Source organism: Nonomuraea sp. NPDC052634, from assembly GCF_040678535.1.
In the GTDB taxonomy this organism is placed as follows: Bacteria; Actinomycetota; Actinomycetes; order Streptosporangiales; family Streptosporangiaceae; genus Nonomuraea; species Nonomuraea fastidiosa.
In genome coordinates this window covers 79,909-97,537 of sequence record NZ_JBFATY010000002.1, presented here as the reverse complement: position 1 = coordinate 97,537, position 17,629 = coordinate 79,909, and the positions used below count along the sequence as shown (strand labels likewise).

14 protein-coding genes are annotated in these 17,629 nt (G+C 72.1%); 11 read left to right on the top strand and 3 right to left on the bottom strand.

All coding sequences use genetic code 11. From position 1 onward, the window contains the following. The first annotated feature begins 7 nt into the window (after nucleotides 1–7). Nucleotides 8–1,435, top strand: coding sequence for a sulfatase (locus AB0K67_RS13105; RefSeq protein WP_364057891.1), 1,428 nt, complete (start codon nucleotides 8–10; stop codon nucleotides 1,433–1,435). Nucleotides 1,436–1,438: 3 nt separating this feature from the next. Here the strand turns inward: AB0K67_RS13105 and AB0K67_RS13100 are convergent, their stop codons facing one another. Next, nucleotides 1,439–2,137 carry a FadR/GntR family transcriptional regulator gene (locus AB0K67_RS13100; protein WP_364057888.1) on the bottom strand — a complete coding sequence of 233 codons (699 nt, stop codon included), beginning with the start codon at nucleotides 2,135–2,137 and terminating at the stop codon, nucleotides 1,439–1,441. A gap of 80 nt (nucleotides 2,138–2,217) precedes the next feature. On the opposite strand from AB0K67_RS13100, the gene AB0K67_RS13095 reads away from it, so the two are divergent. The 3 genes from AB0K67_RS13095 to AB0K67_RS13085 are packed head-to-tail and all read left to right on the top strand — an operon-like array spanning nucleotide 2,218 to nucleotide 4,933. Next, entirely contained in the window at nucleotides 2,218–2,949 is a 732-nt protein-coding gene (locus tag AB0K67_RS13095) for a (Fe-S)-binding protein (RefSeq protein WP_364057885.1), read from the top strand. Then, complete coding sequence (locus AB0K67_RS13090; RefSeq protein WP_364057882.1) at nucleotides 2,946–4,370, top strand: lactate utilization protein B; 1,425 nt, start codon at nucleotides 2,946–2,948, stop codon at nucleotides 4,368–4,370. The genes AB0K67_RS13095 and AB0K67_RS13090 overlap by 4 nt, the downstream gene beginning before the upstream one ends. Next, a complete protein-coding gene (locus AB0K67_RS13085; protein ID WP_364057879.1) occupies nucleotides 4,367–4,933 on the top strand; it encodes an LUD domain-containing protein in 567 nt (188 codons plus the stop codon). Before AB0K67_RS13090 ends, AB0K67_RS13085 begins: the two co-directional genes overlap by 4 nt. A 44-nt stretch (nucleotides 4,934–4,977) precedes the next feature. Here AB0K67_RS13085 and AB0K67_RS13080 read toward each other — a convergent pair whose 3' ends face one another. Together AB0K67_RS13080 and AB0K67_RS13075 are read right to left on the bottom strand one after the other, a co-directional pair. Then, nucleotides 4,978–5,991 (bottom strand): Vms1/Ankzf1 family peptidyl-tRNA hydrolase, encoded by a 1,014-nt coding sequence (locus tag AB0K67_RS13080; RefSeq protein WP_364057876.1) that lies wholly within the window; start codon nucleotides 5,989–5,991, stop codon nucleotides 4,978–4,980. A gap of 3 nt (nucleotides 5,992–5,994) precedes the next feature. Further along, complete coding sequence (locus tag AB0K67_RS13075; protein WP_364057873.1) at nucleotides 5,995–6,399, bottom strand: DUF2795 domain-containing protein; 405 nt, start codon at nucleotides 6,397–6,399, stop codon at nucleotides 5,995–5,997. A gap of 78 nt (nucleotides 6,400–6,477) precedes the next feature. Here AB0K67_RS13075 and AB0K67_RS13070 point away from each other — a divergent pair, with 78 nt between their 5' ends. The 7 genes from AB0K67_RS13070 to AB0K67_RS13040 all read left to right on the top strand — a co-directional run bounded on the left by AB0K67_RS13070 (nucleotide 6,478) and on the right by AB0K67_RS13040 (nucleotide 17,327). Beyond that, nucleotides 6,478–7,557 (top strand): GNAT family N-acetyltransferase, encoded by a 1,080-nt coding sequence (locus AB0K67_RS13070; protein WP_364057870.1) that lies wholly within the window; start codon nucleotides 6,478–6,480, stop codon nucleotides 7,555–7,557. Between the two features lie 79 nt (nucleotides 7,558–7,636). After that, complete coding sequence (locus AB0K67_RS13065; RefSeq protein ID WP_364057867.1) at nucleotides 7,637–8,815, top strand: SAM-dependent methyltransferase; 1,179 nt, start codon at nucleotides 7,637–7,639, stop codon at nucleotides 8,813–8,815. A gap of 70 nt (nucleotides 8,816–8,885) precedes the next feature. After that, nucleotides 8,886–9,731: a sirohydrochlorin chelatase gene (locus AB0K67_RS13060; protein WP_364057864.1), complete on the top strand. Its 846-nt coding sequence runs from the start codon at nucleotides 8,886–8,888 to the stop codon at nucleotides 9,729–9,731. 13 nt (nucleotides 9,732–9,744) lie between these two features. Beyond that, entirely contained in the window at nucleotides 9,745–10,815 is a 1,071-nt protein-coding gene (gene cobT / locus AB0K67_RS13055; protein WP_364057861.1) for a nicotinate-nucleotide--dimethylbenzimidazole phosphoribosyltransferase, read from the top strand. Between the two features lie 439 nt (nucleotides 10,816–11,254). Further along, nucleotides 11,255–12,487, top strand: coding sequence for a uroporphyrinogen-III C-methyltransferase (cobA, locus tag AB0K67_RS13050; RefSeq protein WP_364057858.1), 1,233 nt, complete (start codon nucleotides 11,255–11,257; stop codon nucleotides 12,485–12,487). 62 nt (nucleotides 12,488–12,549) lie between these two features. Further along, complete coding sequence (locus AB0K67_RS13045) at nucleotides 12,550–15,702, top strand: dynamin family protein (RefSeq protein WP_364057855.1); 3,153 nt, start codon at nucleotides 12,550–12,552, stop codon at nucleotides 15,700–15,702. Next, on the top strand, nucleotides 15,699–17,327 hold the full coding sequence (locus tag AB0K67_RS13040; protein WP_364057852.1) for a GTP-binding protein: 1,629 nt from the start codon (nucleotides 15,699–15,701) through the stop codon (nucleotides 17,325–17,327). The genes AB0K67_RS13045 and AB0K67_RS13040 overlap by 4 nt, the downstream gene beginning before the upstream one ends. The last annotated feature ends 302 nt before the right edge of the window (nucleotides 17,328–17,629 follow it).

The window sequence follows — 17,629 nt, the reverse complement described above, 5'->3', positions numbered from 1 at the left end:
ACACTCTGTGCTCAAGGCCCTGTGTCGACTCGTCTGCCTGCTGCTTGTTCTGCCGGCGGCCGAGCCCACCGTTGCCCAGAGCCAGTCGCGGCCCAACATCGTCGTCATCATGGCCGACGACCTCGAAAGCGGCACGCTGCGGCAGTTCCCGAACATCACCCGCCAGCTCGTGGAGCAGGGCACCTCGTTCGACCGCCACTTCGTGACGAACTCCTGGTGCTGCCCGTCCCGCTCGTCGATCCTGCGCTCGCAGCACGTCCACAGCCACGGCGTGCTGACCAACACCGCGCCCGAGGGCGGCTTCCACCGCTTCCACGAGCTGGGCCTGGAACGCTCCACGCTCGGCACCTGGATGCAGCAGGCCGGCTACCGCACGGCGCTCATGGGCAAGTTCCTCAACCACTATCCGGGGGGCTCGGCGCCCGAGACGTACGTGCCGCCCGGCTGGAACGACTGGCGGGTCCCCGTACGCGCCCTGTACGAGGAGTACGGCTACCGCCTCAATGAGAACGGCGCGCTGCGCGACTACGGCTGGGGAGAGCGGGACTACCTGTCCGACGTGCTCGCGGGTCACGCCCGCGCCTTCATCAAGGCCTCGGACCAGCCGTTCTTCCTCTTCCTGAACCCGGTGGGCCCGCACAATCCGGCCAATCCCGCCTACCGGCACGCCGACGCGTTCCCGATGGAGGCCGCGCCCCGCACCCCGTCGTTCGACCAGGAGGACATCAGCGCCGAGCCGTTGTGGATGCAGATGCTGCCGCCCCTGTCGCGGCGCGCGGAGGCCGCCGTCGACGAGCGCTACCGCACCAGGCTGCGCTCGATGCTCGGCGTGGACGACCTGGTCGGCTCGGTGATGTCGGCGCTGCAGGAGTCCGGCAAGCTCGACAAGACCTACATCTTCTTCACCTCCGACAACGGCTTCCACCTCGGCACCCACCGGATCAAGCACGGCAAGACCACGCCGTTCGAGGAGGCGATCAGGGTGCCGCTCGTCGTGAGGGGGCCAGGCGTCGAGCCGGGCGCGACGATCGCGCACATGACGGCCACGATCGACCTCGCGCCGACCATCGCCGAGCTGGGCGGGGCCACCGTGCCGGCGTTCGCCGAGGGGCGCTCGCTGGTGCCGCTGCTGCGCGGGCAGCCGCCGCCGCAGTGGCGAAAACAGGTGCTGGTGGAGTTCGTCCGCCCGGCCAACCGGACGTCGGCCGCGCAGACGCCGGTGCCCGCCTATCAGGCGCTGCGCACCGAGCAGTACACGTACGTGCGGTACGAGACGGGGGAGCGGCAGCTCTACGACCTCGACGAGGACCCCTACCAGCTCGACAACCTCATCATGTCCGCCGACCTGTCGCTGCTGTCGCGGCTGGACCAGCGGCTGTCGGCGATGGTCGCCTGCTCGGGCGCGAGCTGCCGCCAGGCCGACATGGCGGAGTGAGTGTCAGCGGAAGAGCGTGGGGTAGGCGTGCGCCAAGTGCTCGGAGACCGCTCTCGCCGCCTCCTCGGGGTCGCCGGACTCGATGGCCTCCAAGATGCGTACGTGGTCGGCGCGCAGGATCGAGGTGTCCATGACCTGCCGCACCGCCTCCACCGAGTACTTGCGCATCGAGTCGCGCAGCGACCGCATGATGGCGGCGACGAGCCGGTTGCCCGAGGCGTCCGCGATCGCGCAATGAAAGGCCGTGTCGTGCTCCACGAACTGCTCGGGCGAGCCCGCCGCGTCCATCCCGGTCAGCGCCGCCGCCAGCGCCGAGGTGTCGGCCCGCGCCGTGGCCGCGCGGGCGGCGGCCCACTGCTCGATCATGAGCCGGGCGTCGATGACCTCGCGCAGCTCGAGACCGGTCAGGCCGAGATGCAGCCGCAGCAGGTCGCTCAGCGCCGCGTCGGGGCGCGAGGTGAGCACCGCGCCCGCGTCGGGGCCCCGGCCGACCTGGGAGGAGACCACGCCGAGGGTCTCCAGCACGCGCAGGGCCTCGCGTACGGAGGAGCGGCTGACACCGAGCTGCTCGGCGAGCTGGCGCTCGGCGGGCAGCCGGTCGCCCACGGTGAGGCCGTCTTCGGTGATGCGCCGTTCGATCTGGGCGAGCACGTCCTCGAACGTCCGCGTCCGCTTGACCGGACGCCAGCCGCTTACGTCCAAGAGCCCTCCCTGGCCCGAAATGATGTCTTCGACTATGGTCTGACCATAATGTGGTCGGACCATACCTTGGAAGGAGAGTCGTGCGAGTCGCACTGTTCATCACATGCGTGAACGACACGCTCTTCCCCGGAACCGGCAAGGCGGTCGTGTCGCTGCTGCGCAGGCTCGGCTGCGAAGTGGACTTTCCCGCCGCCCAGACCTGCTGCGGCCAGATGCACGTCAACACCGGCTACCGGACGGAGGGCGTACGGCTGGCGCGGCACTTCACCGAGGTCTTCGCCGGCTATGACGCCGTGGTGGCGCCGTCGGGATCGTGCGCGGCCATGGTGCGCGAGCAGTACCCGAAGCTGGTCAAGCCCGGCAGCAAGGGCGCGGCGGCCATCGCGGAGGTCACGCCGAAGGTGTACGAGCTGTCGGAGTTCCTCATCGACGTGCTGAAGGTCGAGGACGTCGGCGCGTACTTCCCGCACCGGGTGACCTACCACCCGACCTGTCACTCGCTGCGCGGCCTGCACCTGGGCGACCGCCCCCTGCGGCTGCTGCGGAACGTGCGCGGCATCGACCTCGTCCCGCTGCCGGGCGCGGAGGAGTGCTGCGGCTTCGGCGGCACGTTCGCGGTGAAGAACCCGTCGGTCTCCGCCGCCATGGGCGCCGACAAGACCCGCAACATCCTCGACACCGGCGCCGAGGTGCTGTGCGCGGCCGACAACTCCTGCCTGATGCACATCGGTGGCACGCTGAGCCGCCAGCGGGCGGGCGTCAGGACCATGCATCTGGCCGAGATCCTCGCGTCCACGGAGGAGTCCCAATGAGCGTGACCTTCATCGGGATGCCCCAAGCGTTCCCGAAAAAGTCTGAAAAAGCCGTACAGGACGCCCAGCTTCGCTTCAACCTCCGCAAGGCCACCCACACCATCCGGGAGAAGCGCGCCTCCGTCGTCAATGAGCTGCCCGACTGGCAGGACCTGCGCGCCGCGGGCAAGGCCATCAAGGACCACACCCTGCGCAACCTCGACCGCTACCTGCTCCAGCTCGAGGCGGCGGTGACCAGCGCGGGCGGCACCGTCCACTGGGCCAGGGACGCCGCCGAGGCCAACCGCATCGTGGCCGACCTGGTCAAGGCCACCGGCGAGACCGAGGTGGTCAAGGTCAAGTCGATGGCCACCCAGGAGATCGGGCTCAACGACGCCCTCGCCAAGGAGGGCATCACCGCGTACGAGACCGACCTCGCCGAGCTGATCGTGCAGCTCGGCGACGACTACCCCAGCCACATCCTGGTCCCCGCGATCCACCGCAACCGCTCGGAGATCCGGGAGATCTTCCTCGACAAGATGCCCGAGGTCTCGCGCGACCTCACCGACGACCCGCCCGCGCTGACCGAGGCGGCCCGGCTGCACCTGCGCGAACGCTTCCTCAAGAGCAAGGTCGCGATCTCCGGCGCCAACTTCATGGTGGCCGAGACCGGCACGCTCGTCGTGCTGGAGTCGGAGGGCAACGGTCGCATGTGCCTGTCGCTGCCCGAGACGCTCATCAGCGTCGTCGGCATCGAGAAGCTGGTGCCGACCTGGCGCGACCTGGAGGTGTTCCTGCAGCTGCTGCCCAGGAGCTCCACCGGCGAGCGGATGAACCCGTACACGAGCACGTGGACGGGCTCCGTCGATGGCCAGGAGTTCCACCTGGTGCTGCTCGACAACGGCCGCACCGACGTGCTCGCCGACGAGGTGGGCCGCCAGGCGCTGCGCTGCATCCGCTGCTCGGCCTGCCTGAACGTGTGCCCCGTCTACGAGCGCGCCGGCGGTCACTCCTACGGCTCGCCCTATCCCGGACCGATCGGCGCGATCCTCACCCCGCAGCTCAGGGGCATGCACTCGGACCTGGACGCCTCGCTGCCGTTCGCCTCCAGCCTGTGCGGCGCCTGCTACGAGGTGTGCCCGGTCGCCATCGACATCCCGTCGGTCCTGGTGGACCTGCGCGCCAAGGCGCCGCACGCGGCGGCGGAGAAGGCCGCCATGAGGGCGGCCGGCTGGGTGCTGGAGGACCACCGGCTCCTGACGAAGGCGCAGCGTACGGCCTCCCGCATGCGCAAGCTGGTGCCGAAGCGGCTCCCGGGGCCGCTGTCGGCGTGGACCGACACCAGAGACCTGCCGGACATCCCCGCCGAGCCGTTCAGGGACTGGTGGGAGCGCACCGGCGGCGGCGAGAGCGACGGGCACGACCGGAAGGAGGAGCGGTGAGCGCGCGCGAGGAGATCCTCGCCAGGATCGGCAAGGCCGTGGCAGGGGCTCCCGACGTGGAGATCCCCCGCGGCTACCGCGCCGGCCGGCAGGTGGAGGACCAGGAGGCGCTGGTACGGCTGTTCGCCGAACGGGTGGACGACTACCGGGCCATCGTGCACGTCGTACCGGCGGCCGAGGTGCCGGCCAAGATCGACGCGTGCCTGGGCGACAGGAAGATGTTCGTTCCCGAGGGCTTCGACCGCGAGGGCGGCTGGCCTGACCTGCGCACCGCCGACGGCGTCATCACCGGCTGCGCCGTCGCCATCGCCGAGACCGGCACCATCGTCCTCGACCACGGCCCGGGGCAGGGCACGCGGGCGCAGACGCTGGTGCCCGACTACCACCTGTGCGTGGTGCGCGCCGACCAGATCGTCCCCGGCGTGCCCGAGGCGATCGCCAGGCTCGACCCGTCGCGGCCGCAGACGTGGATCAGCGGACCCTCCGCGACCAGCGACATCGAGCTGAACCGGGTCGAGGGCGTGCACGGCCCCCGCACCCTGGAAGTGGTCGTCAGCGCCTGAGCGCCGGGGAGCGGCCGTCAGTACCCGGGTGGCGGGAGCGGCCGTCAGTACCTGAGCACCGCCGCGACGTCGTCCACGGCGTCGGTGAACCACACCTCGGCGTCCGTCATCGCGGCCGCCCTGATCAGCGCGGAGTCGGCGCGCTCGCGCACCGGCTCCGCCACACCCCAGTGGCGCAGTTCGTTGGGGTCGGTGCCCACCTGGGTGCCGGCCTCGCCGACCCAGACGGGCGCGGGCACCTCGCCGGGCATCAGCACCGCGTGCACGCGGCCCTCGCGCAGCGCCTTCGACACCCGGCACGGCCCGGTGGGCGCGTCCGTCTCCTGGTGGCGTTCGAGCAGCTCGGCGCAGCGGCGCGCGAGCCACTCGTCGAGCGCGCGCTCCACGTCCCGCTCGAACTGGCCGTGGTCCTCACGGCTGCCGTGCTCGACGATCGTCACCCGATCGGCCGCCTGCGTGCTGAGATGCCGCAGCAGGAACGCGCGCGACCTCGGCTGCCCGGCCACCAGCACCAGCTCGGCGCCGATCCTGCGCACCTGCTCGTCGATCTCCTGGGCCACGGCCACCGCGTTCTTCTCCCAGGTCTCCTCGACGGCCCGCTCGTAGCGGCGCTGCGACCAGCCGCCCTGCGAGGTCTTCTGCAGCGGCCACGACTCGCCCTGCACCGTCGTACGGCGCGGCGCGCCCTCGCCGAACACGGTCACCTCGGCCCCCGCATGGTCCACGATGACCCGGATGTGCCGCACGTTCTCACCGCGCCGCATCAGCATCGGCGTCACGTGCGGCAGTGGCGTGTAGGTCACCAGCTCCGACGGCGGCTCCTCCAGCGACTCGGCGAGCACCACCGAACCGTCCGTGGCGAACAGCGCCCGCCCGGCCGCCGCCTGCAGCGCCTCCTCCTCCAAGGCGTCCATCGTGGCCTCGTCGACGTCGTGATCGAGCCGGTCGCGGACGCTGCGCCAGTGGGCCTTGCGCTCGGCGACGGTGAGCGCGCCCAGGTAGACCGACGCGTACGGGCCGGGACGGTCGTACAGGTGGCGGATGAAGTCGAGCCGCACGGTTCAGAACCTCCGCTGCTCCACGCCGAGGCCCAGGGCCTTGGCGATGTCGGCCATGTTTCTGTAGTCGCGGTCGGGCAGGGACTCCACCATGTCGAGCACGGGATCGGGAGCGCCTTCACGCCGGGCGCGGTCCAGCAGCTCGCTCTTGGAGGCCGGCCAGTGGGTGTCGCTGAGCCACTTGGCCAGATCGCTGCGGACGTCCACGTCATGCGGAGTCATGCCCTGCGGGACCCCGGGCGCGTGGCCGGGCGCGTACGACGGGGTCTCCTCGCCGGACGACGACATGGCCTCGGGCTCCCTCCACTCCTCGGCGTGCGTCGTGCCGCCGCCGCGCACCATGCCCTCGGTCTCGTGCTTCTGCTGCTCGTCCAGGCGCGGGCCGTGCTTGTCGCTCCCACGTTCCATGGTTCCCACACTCCTTCCAAGCCCGGCCCCTACCCCCGCTTTCGTGGGCAAACATCGCGGCTGTGTACCCTGCCGAGCGTGTTCGACCCCGATGTGCGCATCTCTACGGCACGGCTGACGCTGCGGCCGTTCCGCCCCGAGGACGCGCCCAGGATCCGCAAGATCGTCGCCTCCGGGGCGCGGTTCCTGCCGCCCGGCGCGCCCGTCAAGACCGGCGGAGTCGACCACTGGCTGCGGCACGGCGTCCACGAGCTGCGCCGCAGCGGGCAGGGCATCCACCTGGCCATGACCGACGCCGAAGGGCTCATCGTCGGCGCGATCAGCCTGTTCAAGACCTCGTGGAGCACCGGAACCACCGAGGTCGGCTACGGCGTGCACCCGCTCTACCGGGGCCGCGGCTTCGCCACCGAGGCGGTGCGCGGGCTGACGAAGTGGGCGTTCGAGACGGTCGGGCTGCGCCGTATCGAGCTGACCGCGAACCTGGACAACCTCGCCTCGCTCGCCGTCGCCCGCAAAGCTGGCTTCACCTGGGAAGGCGTCATCCGCGACGGCGTGCTGGACGACGACGGCACCCACGACCTCGTGGTCTTCGGCCTGCTGCGCACCGACAGCCCAGCACCAGGCCCCATGCTGCCCAAGGACGACCTGCTCACCCCGCGGCTGCGGCTGCGCCCCCAAGAGCCGCGCGACGCGCCGTACCTGGCGGCCACCGGCGCCGACCCGGTCACCCAGGAGCTCACCGGCGTCCCGCGCGGCTACACCGAGGAGCACGCCCGCGCCTACATCGCGCACGCCGAACGCCAGCGCATCCGCGGCCTCGGCATCGCCTGGACCGCCGAGGAGCTCACCACCGGCCGGTATGCGGTCAACGTCGACCTGCGCGACCTCGACTGGCACAACAGGACCGCCGAGGTCGGCTACATGACCGCGCCCTGGGCCCGCGGCAACGGCTACGCCGCCGAGGCCGTGCGGGCCATCGCGCGCTGGCTGTTCGACCGGCACGGCTTCGCCCGGCTCCAGCTCCGCGCCGCCACCGTCAACACCGCGTCCCAGCGGGTCGCCGAGAAGGCCGGCTTCGTCCGCGAGGGCATCGCCCGCTCGTCCCTGGCCGGCGAGGACCTGATCGTCTACAGTCTCATCCCCTCGGACCTGGCCTGAAGGCACGGCGGACTGACCTCGCCACCCTTTGTGAAACCCCTCCGCAGCCGTCACCCTTGAATTGAGGACGGTGAGGCGCATGATCACGGTTGTCGGCTGGGACGGATCCGAGCTGTCGGCCAAGGCGGTGACCAAGCTGCACGAGGCGGGGCTCGTCATCGGCCCCGACGCCATTCTCGGGCGGCTCAAGCTGAACGCGGCGACCGCAGGAGACGGCGCGCTGCTGCAGACCATCGACGACCATCTCGAACACGGCGAAGGGCCCGCGGTCGTGCTCGCGCCCGGCGATCCCGGCTTCTTCGGCGTCGTACGCGAACTGCGCGCACACGGGCTCAAACCGGACGTCCTGCCCGCCACGTCGCTCGTCGGCCGGGCCTTCGCCGGTGCCGGGCTGCACTGGGATGACGCGCTGGTCGTCGCGCCGTCAGGCCCCGAGCAGCTCGCCCGCGTGGTCAACGCCTGCCGCGCGCACCCCAAGGTCGCCCTGCTCGTCGCGCCCGGCGTCGGCCCCGCCGAGATCGCCAGGGAGCTGGCGCCCACCACGCCGCGCGCCCTGATCGTCTGCGAGGACCTCGGCGGCCCCGACGAGCGCGTCACCCACAGCCGCATGGGCGAGGCCACCACCCGGCCGTGGAAGGACCCCCAGGTGGTGCTCGTCATCGACCCGCTGCACCGGCCCGGGGAACGCGGCTGGGCGGCGGGCGCCCAGCCGGGGCCGCGGGAATGGGCGCTGACCTTCGGCGACGACGTCATGCCGCCGGAGGTCAGGGCGTACGTGCTGGCCAAACTGGGGCCGCGCCTCGGCGACCTGGTCTGGGACGTCGGCGCGGGCGTCGGCCAGATCGCCGTCGAGTGCGCCAGGCTCGGCGCGGCCGTCGTGGCCGTCGAACGGGACGAGGCCCGCTGCGCCGAGCTGCGCCGCACCGTGCTCGCGCACGGCGTGAAAGTGGCTCTCACCAGAGGGCAGGCGCCGCCCGCCCTGGAGCCGCTGCCCGACCCCGACGCCGTCTTCGTCGGCGGCGGCGGTCTCGACGTGATCGACGCCTGCGCCGCCAGGCGGCCGCGCACGCTCGTCTGCGCGCTGCGCAAGGTCGAGCAGGTGCCCGCCGTGCTCGACCGGCTGCGCGAGCAGGGCTACCGAGGCGAGGGCACGCAGATCCTGGCGTCGAGGCTCAGCGTCGAACCCGACGGCGCGCACGGCCTGACCCCCGCGGATCCCGTCTTCGTCGTGCACGCGAGGCCCGCCCACACAGCGTGACCTGTTCCCTACCGGCGCCCATCGGTTATCCTCGCGTGTCTTTGTCCACCGCACCGGAGATTCCCCCACGATGAAGCCACCGCTCCTGCTGATCGGGCAGGGCTCCCAGGACGACGCCTACGCCGCCGAGTTCGGCAGGTTCGTACACCGCCTGCGCTGCCGCCTCGACCAGACCGGCGCCGACGTCTCGGGTGGCTACCTCGAGCGGGCCACACCCCGGCTGAGCGACTCCGTCGCCTCCCTGGTCGCCAGGGGGCACCACAGGCTCGTCGCGCTGCCGCTGAGCCTGAGCAGGATGGGCGAGGAGTTCTCCGCCGCGATGGCCCTGGAGCAGCAGCGCCACCCCACGCTGGTCTGCGACTACGGCCGCCCCCTCGGCCCGGACCCGCGCGTGCTCGCCCTGCTGGCCGAGCGGCTCAACGAGGCGGCCACCGAGATCTCCAGGCCGCGCTCGCTGGAGCTGGCGGGCGCGCGGCCCCGGCTGCGCGCCGTCGACTCCTCGCCGTCGGAGGACCCGCACGCCCACGTCGAGCCGGGCGAGACCGCCGTCGTCCTGGTCGGCGAGGGCTCGACCGACGCCACCGCCAACGCCGACGTCCACCGCGTCTCCCGGCTGTTCTGGGAGACGCACGCCTACGACTTCATGACCGTCGAGACCGCGTTCGTCTCGGTCACCCCGCCCGGCGTGCCCGGCGGGCTCGAACGCTGCCGCCGGCTGGGCGCCAAGCGCGTCATCGTGGTGCCCTACCTGCTGTTCGCCGGCGGGCTGCTGGAGCGCGTGTGGGCGCAGGCGCTGGCGTACGGCGCCGGGCACCCCGATCTCGACATCCGCTGCGCCGAGGTGATCGGCGACTGCGAAACCCTCGCCGACGTCGTCATCGACCGATACGAGGAAGCACTCCAACTCGTCCCGTAAGTGGAGGTTTTTCGTGCTCGCCGAGACGCTCTCCGCCATCCGGCCCGCCGACCCGCAGGCGCTCGCGGACGCCCGCGCACACCACGACCGCCTCACCAAGCCGCGCGGCTCCCTCGGCGCGCTTGAAGAGGTCGCGATCCGTCTGGCGGGCGCGGCAGGCGTCAGCCCGCCGCCCATGCCCGAGCCGGCCGCCCTGGCCATCTTCGCCGCCGACCACGGCGTGCACGCGCGCGGCGTCAGCCCGTGGCCGCAGGAGGTGACCGTGCAGATGGTCGCCAACTTCCTGAACGGCGGCGCGGTCGCCAACGCCTTCGCCGCCCAGGCGGGCGCGTCGGTGACGGTGGTGGACGTCGGCGTCGCGGCCGACCTGCCCGACGCGCCCGGCCTCGTCAACCGCAAGATCGCGTACGGCACCGCCGACCTGTCGCAGGGCCCCGCCATGACCGTCGACCAGGCCGTCAGAGGGCTGGAGGTGGGCATCCAGGTGGCCAAGGACCTCGTCGCCGACGGCGCCCGCTGCCTCATCACCGGCGACATGGGCATCGCCAACACCACCGCATCGGCCGCTCTCGTCTCCGCCTTCACCGGCAGGGACCCCGGCGAGGTGACCGGGCGGGGCACCGGCATCGACGACGAGACGTACGAGCTGAAGGTCGGCATCGTCCGCCAGGCCATGCGTACGCACGCGCTCGCCGGCGTGGCCTCCTCGCCCAGCGAGTCGCTGCGGGCGCTCGCCGCCGTCGGCGGGTTCGAGCACGCCGCCATCGCGGGCTTCATCCTCGGCGGGGCCGCCCTGCGCGTGCCGGTCATCCTCGACGGCGTCATCTCCGGCGCCGCCGCGCTCGTCTCCGCCGCGCTCGACCCGGCCGTGACCGACCACTGCGTGGCCGGCCACCGTTCCGCGGAGCCCGGGCACGGCGCCGCGCTCGAGCACCTCGGGCTCCGCCCGATCATGGACCTGGAGCTGCGGCTCGGCGAGGGCACGGGCGGGCTGCTCGCGCACCCGACGGTGTGCGCGGCGGTACGGGTGCTGCACGAGGTGGCGACGTTCGACTCGGCGGGGGTGACCGAGAAGCAGGTGTGACCTCAGGGACCTGGACGGGGCCGTGACCGGGGAGGCTGCGCGGCCTCCCCGGGGACGCCGCAGCGATGGGGGAGGTTGTGCGGCTTCCCCGGATGTCGCGCGGTGAGGGACGCTGTGCGGCTTCCCCGGATGTCGCGCGATGAGCTGGGCGGTGCGGTTTCCCCGCTCGTCGCGCGATGGGCGAGATCGGCCGCGTTCCCGGACGCCGCGTTGTGGGGCTGCGGCGCGATTCTGTGGACACCGGTGCTCACCTGCGGAGGCGGGTTATCCTGGGACCCTGACAGCGATGGCCGGACGCCGTGGTCACGATGAAGGCGGGCCTCGCAGGAGAGGCGCGGGGATCGCAACAACGGTCGTTAACGTGTGCGCAGCAAATGACACAGGCGAAGCCGGTAGGTTTACCTCTTAACACAACCTTCGCGAACGGGAGATTCCCCCCATGGGTCCCTACCTCCTCGGCCTGCGGCTTTCCGGCCGCCGGGTTCTCGTCGTTGGCGGCGGCCGCGTCGCCCAGCGCCGGGTGCCCGCGCTGCTAGAGGCCGGTGCGGAGGTCACGGTCGTCTCGCCGTCCGTCACACCGGCGCTCGACGACCTGATCGCCGCGGGAAGGGTCACGTGGCACGCCCGGCCCTACGAGGTCGGCGACTGCGACGGGGCCTGGCTCGTACAGGCGTGCACCGACGACCGATCGGTCAACACGGCGGTCGCCGCCGAGGCGGAGGCCAAGCGCGTGTGGTGCGTGCGCGCCGATGACAAAGACGCCTCCGCCGCCTGGACCCCCGCCACCGGACGGGTCGACGAGATCAGCGTGGCCGTCACCGCGGGCGGCGACCCGCGCAGGGCAGCCGGCATCCGCGACGCCGTCGTCGGCGCGCTGCGCGACGGCACTGTCGACGCCCGGCGAAACCGCACCAAACCCGTCGGCGTCGCCCTCGTCGGCGGCGGCCCCGGCGACCCCGGCCTCATCACCGTGCGCGGACGCCAGCTCCTCGCCCAGGCCGACGTCGTCGTCGCCGACCGCCTCGCGCCCCGCGCGCTGCTCGACGAGCTCGCCCCCGACGTCGAGCTGATCGACGCCGCCAAGGTCCCCTACGGCCGCTCGCTGCCCCAGGAGACCATCAACGAGCTGCTCGTGGATCGCGCCAGGCAGGGCAAGTTCGTGGTCCGGCTCAAGGGCGGCGACTCGTTCGTGTTCGGGCGGGGCGGCGAAGAGCTCATCGCCTGCGCCGAAGCCGGCATCCCGGTGACCATCGTGCCCGGCCTCACCAGCGCCGTCGCCGTGCCCGCCGCGGCCGGCGTGCCCGTCACCCATCGCGGGGTGAGCCAGGAGTTCCACGTCATCTCCGTACACGTCGCACCCGACGATCCCCGCTCCACCGTCGACTGGCCCGCACTGGCGCGTTCCCAGGGCACGCTGGTGTTGCTGATGGCCCTCGAACGCCTCCCGAAGGTCGCAGAAGCGCTCATCCGTGACGGACGTTCGCCGGAGACTCCCGTAATGGTGGTGCAGGACGGTACCCTTCCGACCCAGCGGGCGGTCACCGCTTCGCTTTCCACCGTGGCCGACCGCGTGTCCGCGGCTGGGATCCGGCCGCCGGCGATCGTCATCGTCGGCGACGTCGTGAGGATCGGCCAGGAGGTCGAGATGGTTCGAGCGGAGCGCTTGCCGTGAACACGGCCATGGATGACGGGCGGCCCGAGTCGCCCGGGGAGCAGACAGTGAGCTTCCGCCCGGTGACCGACGAGGATCTCTCCGAGGTCCACGACGACACCACCCCCGGCCAGGGCGCGGGCGGGTCCGCGGACACGCCCGAGCCGGCGGATTCCGAGTCGCCCGGACCCGGCAAGCCGAGGGTGCCGGGCGACGTTCTGGACGACGAGCCGGCAGCGGAGGCACCCGCAGCGAGCGCGAGCGAAGGCACCGCCCAGCCCGCCCCGGACGGCGAGTCAGCCGAGCCCGCACCCGAGAGCGCCGGCCCCGCGCCGGAGGCCGTGACGTCCGCTGCCGAAGGCGCGGCGGCGGCTGATTCCGGCGAGACCGGGACCGGCCGGGCCGATGAGACCGAAGACGCCGCTTCCTCGGAGCGCGAGGCGCCTTCGAAAGGCGGCGCAGAAGCCCGCGGTGGCCTCAAGGCCGAGGTGGCCGACGTGCTCGCCAAAGTCGCCGCGGCCGGCCTGCCGGTTGACACCGAGCTGGGTGCGCTCAGCGGAGCCGCGCCGGGCCCGAGCGCCGAGGCCGAAAGCAGCAAGCCGGCGTCCGGCGGGCAACCTGGCGGCCCCCGTTCGCTCTCCGAACAACCTTCTTCCCCCAGACCTTCGCTCTTCGAAAAGCCAGCCGTGCTGCAAGACCCCTCTACGACCGACAGCCCTTCAGCGGAGTTCCCGCCACCGGCGCCAGGCCGGTCGGCCACCGCGGCTCGCGGCCCCCGTACGCCGTCCGGCGACGGGCCGCCTGGAACGCCCCGTACCGGAGGCGGCGGTGAGAGCCGCCCCGCAGCGGAAAGTCGCTCGGCGTCCGATGACGGGACCTCGTGGGCGTTCCGTCCGGCGCGCAAGGTCGATCAGCAGCCCGAGCCGCCTTCGGGACGCCCTTCGTTGTTCGAGAAGCCGGCCGCGCTGCGTCAGCCCGCACCGCCCGGCGAGCGGCCGTCCACCGACGGGCCGTCGTTTCCGTCCACGGACGCGCCGTCCATGCCGTCGATCGACTGGCCGTCGTTCCCGTCGATCGACACTCCGGCCGCCGGGCCCGCCTCCGGCGCGCCCGCGCCGCCTTCGGGGCGTCCTTCGCTGTTCGAGAAGCCGGCCGTGCTGCGGCAGGACGACGCCGGGGACGCCGCCGCGCCCGTTCAGGAGACCGATGCTTCCGTACGTACGGACGAACCCGGAACATCGGAGACCGGCGAGAGCGTCGCGCCTCAGTCTCAGGACGAGCCGGAAGGCCGGGGCGAGCCGGACTCCGGCGAGCCGGCGGACGCAGCGGAGCAGCCGGTCTCCGGCGCGGAGCCGGGCTCGGACGCGGAGCCGGGCTCGGACGCGGAGCCGGGCTCGGACGAGCGCGCGGAAGACGAGGCCGAGACCGTAGACGACAAGGAGCCGGCCGCAGCGGGCGAGGCGCAGGCCGAGGAGGCGACCGGCGTACCGGAAGCAGCGGCACAGGAGACCGAGGCGCAGGAGACCGAGGCGCAGGAGAGCGACGACTCCTGGCCGGAGGTGTCGCCGCCGGGTCCCGGCGAGCGTGTGGAGGAGCTGCCGCCCGAGACGGTCGAAGCGCTCACCTCGGCACTGAACGCCCTCCGCGAGACCGTCGCCGACGTGCGCTTCTGCGAAGACCTCCCGGGTTCGGCCGAGGCGCGGCAGGCGCAGCAGGCACTGCTGGCCCAGCTGGAGAACTACGTCGTCCCAAGGATCAAGACCAGCACGGCCCCGGCGCTCATCGTGGTCGCGGGCTCGACCGGCGCGGGCAAGTCCACGCTGGTCAACAGCCTGGCCGAGAAGAACGTCTCGCGTACGGGCGTACGCCGCCCGACGACCGGCGTCCCGGTGCTGGTCTGCCATCCGGAGGACCACAAGTGGTTCGCCGAGGGCGAGCTGCTGGGCGGCCTGCGGCGGCTCGACAAGCCGGCCCCCGACGCGGGCCTGGACAGCGTGGTCATCGTCCCGACGGAGAAGCTGCCGCAGGGCGTGGCGCTGCTCGACACCCCCGACATCGACTCGGTGGTCGAGGAGCACCACGAGATCGCCCGCCGCATGCTCGACGCCGCCGACCTGTGGATCTTCGTGACGACGGCCGCCCGTTACGCCGACGCCCCGGCCTGGAATGTGCTGCGCCTGGCCAAGGAGCGCGGCGCGCGGATGGCCATCGTGCTGTCGCGGGTGCCGGAGAAGTCGGCGGACGTGGTGCTGAAGCACTTCGTCCGCATGCTGACCGAGTACGGCCTCGGCGAGATCGAGCGGTTCGTCATCCACGAGTCGAAGGTGACCGACGGCAGGCTGCCCGACAGCGAGGTGACGGAGCTGCGGCTGTGGCTCGCGGAGCTGTCGGTGGACGAGGCGCGGCGGGCGCAGGCCGTACGCGAGACGCTGAACGGCGTGCTCAACAGCTTCCGCACCCGCGTGCCCGCGCTGGCCAAGCACCTTGAGGCGCAGGCCGCGCTCAGGGCGGAGCTGCGCAGCGACGTCGAGACGGCGTTCACGGGCGCGATGCGCGACATCGACGCCGCGTCGAAGAACGGCTCGCTGCTGCACGGCGAGGTGCTGGCGCGCTGGCAGGACTTCGCCGGGTCCGGTGACCTGATGCGGGCGCTGCACCTGCGCAGGAAGGGCCGGGCGGCCAAGCAGGCGCCGGAGCGGGTGCTCGCGTTCAAGGCGGCGATCAGGTCGGGGCTCGAATCGGTGATCGTCGCCGCGGCCAACCGGGCGTCGAAGGAGGTGGCGGCGCGCTGGCGGCACCGTTCGGAGCTGGGGGCCAAGCTCGGGGAGGACCTCGACAGGCCGTCGGACGATCTCGTACGCCACGCGGGCCGGGCCATCGCGTCCTGGCAGGATCACCTGGGCGAGCTGGTACGCACGGAGGGCGTGGCCAAGCGTTCGGTGTCGAAGATCGTCTCATTCGATCCCGAGTCGCTGGCCCTGATCTTCATGGTGGCCATGTTCAGCGGGGGCAACGGCGAGGGCGTGCCGCACCGGCTGGTGAACGCCCTGCTCGGCGCCGAGTCCCTGCGCGGCATCGGCACCAAGGCGTTCAGTGATCTGCGGGCCAGGATCGGCATGCTCTTCGATGAGGAGGCCATGCGTTACGTGAAGGCGCTCGACTCCGCCGGCATACCGGATGAGTCCGTCGCAACCCGCCTCTATCAGGCAACGTACAATCTCGAGGTCGCTCGATGACCACCACGACCACGACCACCCGGCCTCGGCTCGCCCAGAGGTTGTCCGCGCTCGCCAAGGTGGTTGAGCATGGAAGAGGGCGGCTCGATCCGAAGCTGCTCGAGGAGGCCAAGGCGCTGCTGTCGCGCGCCGGCGACCGGCTCAAGCTGTCGTCGGAGCACACCGTCGTCGCCCTCGCGGGCGGCACGGGCAGCGGCAAGTCGTCGCTGTTCAACGCCATCTCGGGGCTTGAGCTGTCGCCCACCGGCGTACGCCGCCCCACCACCGCCCGTACCCACGCCTGCGTGTGGGGGCTCGACGGCTCTGGCCCGCTGCTCGACTGGCTGCAGATCCAGTGGCGGCACCGCTTCTCCCGGGCGAGCGCGCTCGACAAGGGCGACAGCCAGCTGCACGGGCTGATCCTGCTCGACCTGCCCGACCACGACTCGATCAGAGCGCTCACCGACACCGAGGCCGACCGGCTCATCGGGCTCGCCGACCTGGTGGTGTGGGTGCTCGACCCGCAGAAGTACGCCGACGCCTCCACCCACCGCCGCTACGTCACCGAGCTGGCCGGGCACGACGCGGTCACCGTGTTCGCGCTCAACCAGGCCGACCGGCTGACCACCGAAGAGCTGGCCGAGCTGGTCATCGACCTCAACGACCTGCTGCGCAAGGAGGGCGTCGAGCACCCGAGCGTCGTACCGACCTCGGCCGTCACCGGACGCGGCATCGAAAGCCTCAAGAGCGTGATCGCCACCGCGGTCGCCCGGCGCCGCGCCGCCATCCAGAAGCTCGAAGCCGACCTGCAGCGGCTCGAGCAGAAGCTCAGCCAGGCCATGCCGCTGGGCGAGGCCCTGTCGGTGCCGTCCTCGGTCGACGAGGCCCGCCGCATGGGGCTCACCGACGCGCTGTGCGACGCCGTGGGCGTGCCGGCCGTGGGCGAGGCCATGGAGAACATGTACGCAGAACGGTCGAACCGCTACGTCGGCTGGCCGTACCCGCGGTGGGTGGCGAAGTTCCGTGCCGACCCGCTGAAGAGCCTCAAGCTCAACGACATCGCGCAGGAGATCCGCGGTATCAGCGCCACCTCGGTCTCCGCGCAGTCGGCCGAGGTCGCCAACGCGGTGCAGGCGCTGGCCGACGGTCTGTCGGCGAGCATGCACCCGGTGTGGCGCACGGCCGTCTACAAGGCGGCGCGGTCGCGTTCCCGAGACCTCCCGAAGAAGCTCACCGACGACCTCGCCGAGGTGGCGCCGCAGCTCGACCGCGTACCGGTCTGGTGGTGGCTGCTGAAGGTGTGGCAGTACCTGCTGGTGGTGGCGTTCGTGGCCGGGCTCGCCTGGCTGGCGGTCGGGCTGCTCATGCCTGACCGGCTGCCGCAGTCGCTGGAGTGGCTCGGCGACAGCGCGACGCTGCCGTGGGTGGGGCTCATGACGGCGTCCGTCCTGGGGCTCGGCGCGCTGTCCGGCATCGCCTCCCGCAACTTCGTCGAGCTGGGGGCATCGCGGGAACGCGAACGCCTCGAACGCGAGATGCGCCGCCGAGTCGCCGCCGTATCCTCCACCATGGTGGTGGAGCCGGTGGAGCAGGAGCTGAAGCGGCACCACGCGTTCTACACGGCGCTGCGAGACCTGTCGGTCTGAAGGCTGTCGCCCGGGCTGGGGTGCTTGTCCGTACGAGCAGGCACCCCACCACGGCCACTCGCGAGATGACGGCCCGGCCCCGACACGGGCACTTCTTGGCCGGCGGTCGCCGCGCCCGCCCCGCTATTGCCGGTTCTGATGAGGGATGGCCCGCCTGGATACGGGCACTTCTTGGCCGGCGGTCGCCTCGCCCGCCCCGCTATTGCTGGTTCTGATGAGGGATGGCCCGCCTGGATACGGGCACTTCTTGGCCGGCGGTCGCCGCGCCCACCCCGCTATTGCTGGTTCTGATGAGGGATGGC

What these genes read in the sequence shown, in the direction of transcription:
- AB0K67_RS13090 (WP_364057882.1), top strand. Translation starts at nt 2,946, where the DNA reads ATGAGCGTGACCTTCATCGGGATGCCCCAAGCGTTCCCGAAAAAGTCT.
- AB0K67_RS13075 (WP_364057873.1), bottom strand. Translation starts at nt 6,399, where the DNA reads ATGGAACGTGGGAGCGACAAGCACGGCCCGCGCCTGGACGAGCAGCAG.
- AB0K67_RS13065 (WP_364057867.1), top strand. Translation starts at nt 7,637, where the DNA reads ATGATCACGGTTGTCGGCTGGGACGGATCCGAGCTGTCGGCCAAGGCG.
- AB0K67_RS13060 (WP_364057864.1), top strand. Translation starts at nt 8,886, where the DNA reads ATGAAGCCACCGCTCCTGCTGATCGGGCAGGGCTCCCAGGACGACGCC.
- cobA (WP_364057858.1), top strand. Translation starts at nt 11,255, where the DNA reads ATGGGTCCCTACCTCCTCGGCCTGCGGCTTTCCGGCCGCCGGGTTCTC.
- AB0K67_RS13040 (WP_364057852.1), top strand. Translation starts at nt 15,699, where the DNA reads ATGACCACCACGACCACGACCACCCGGCCTCGGCTCGCCCAGAGGTTG.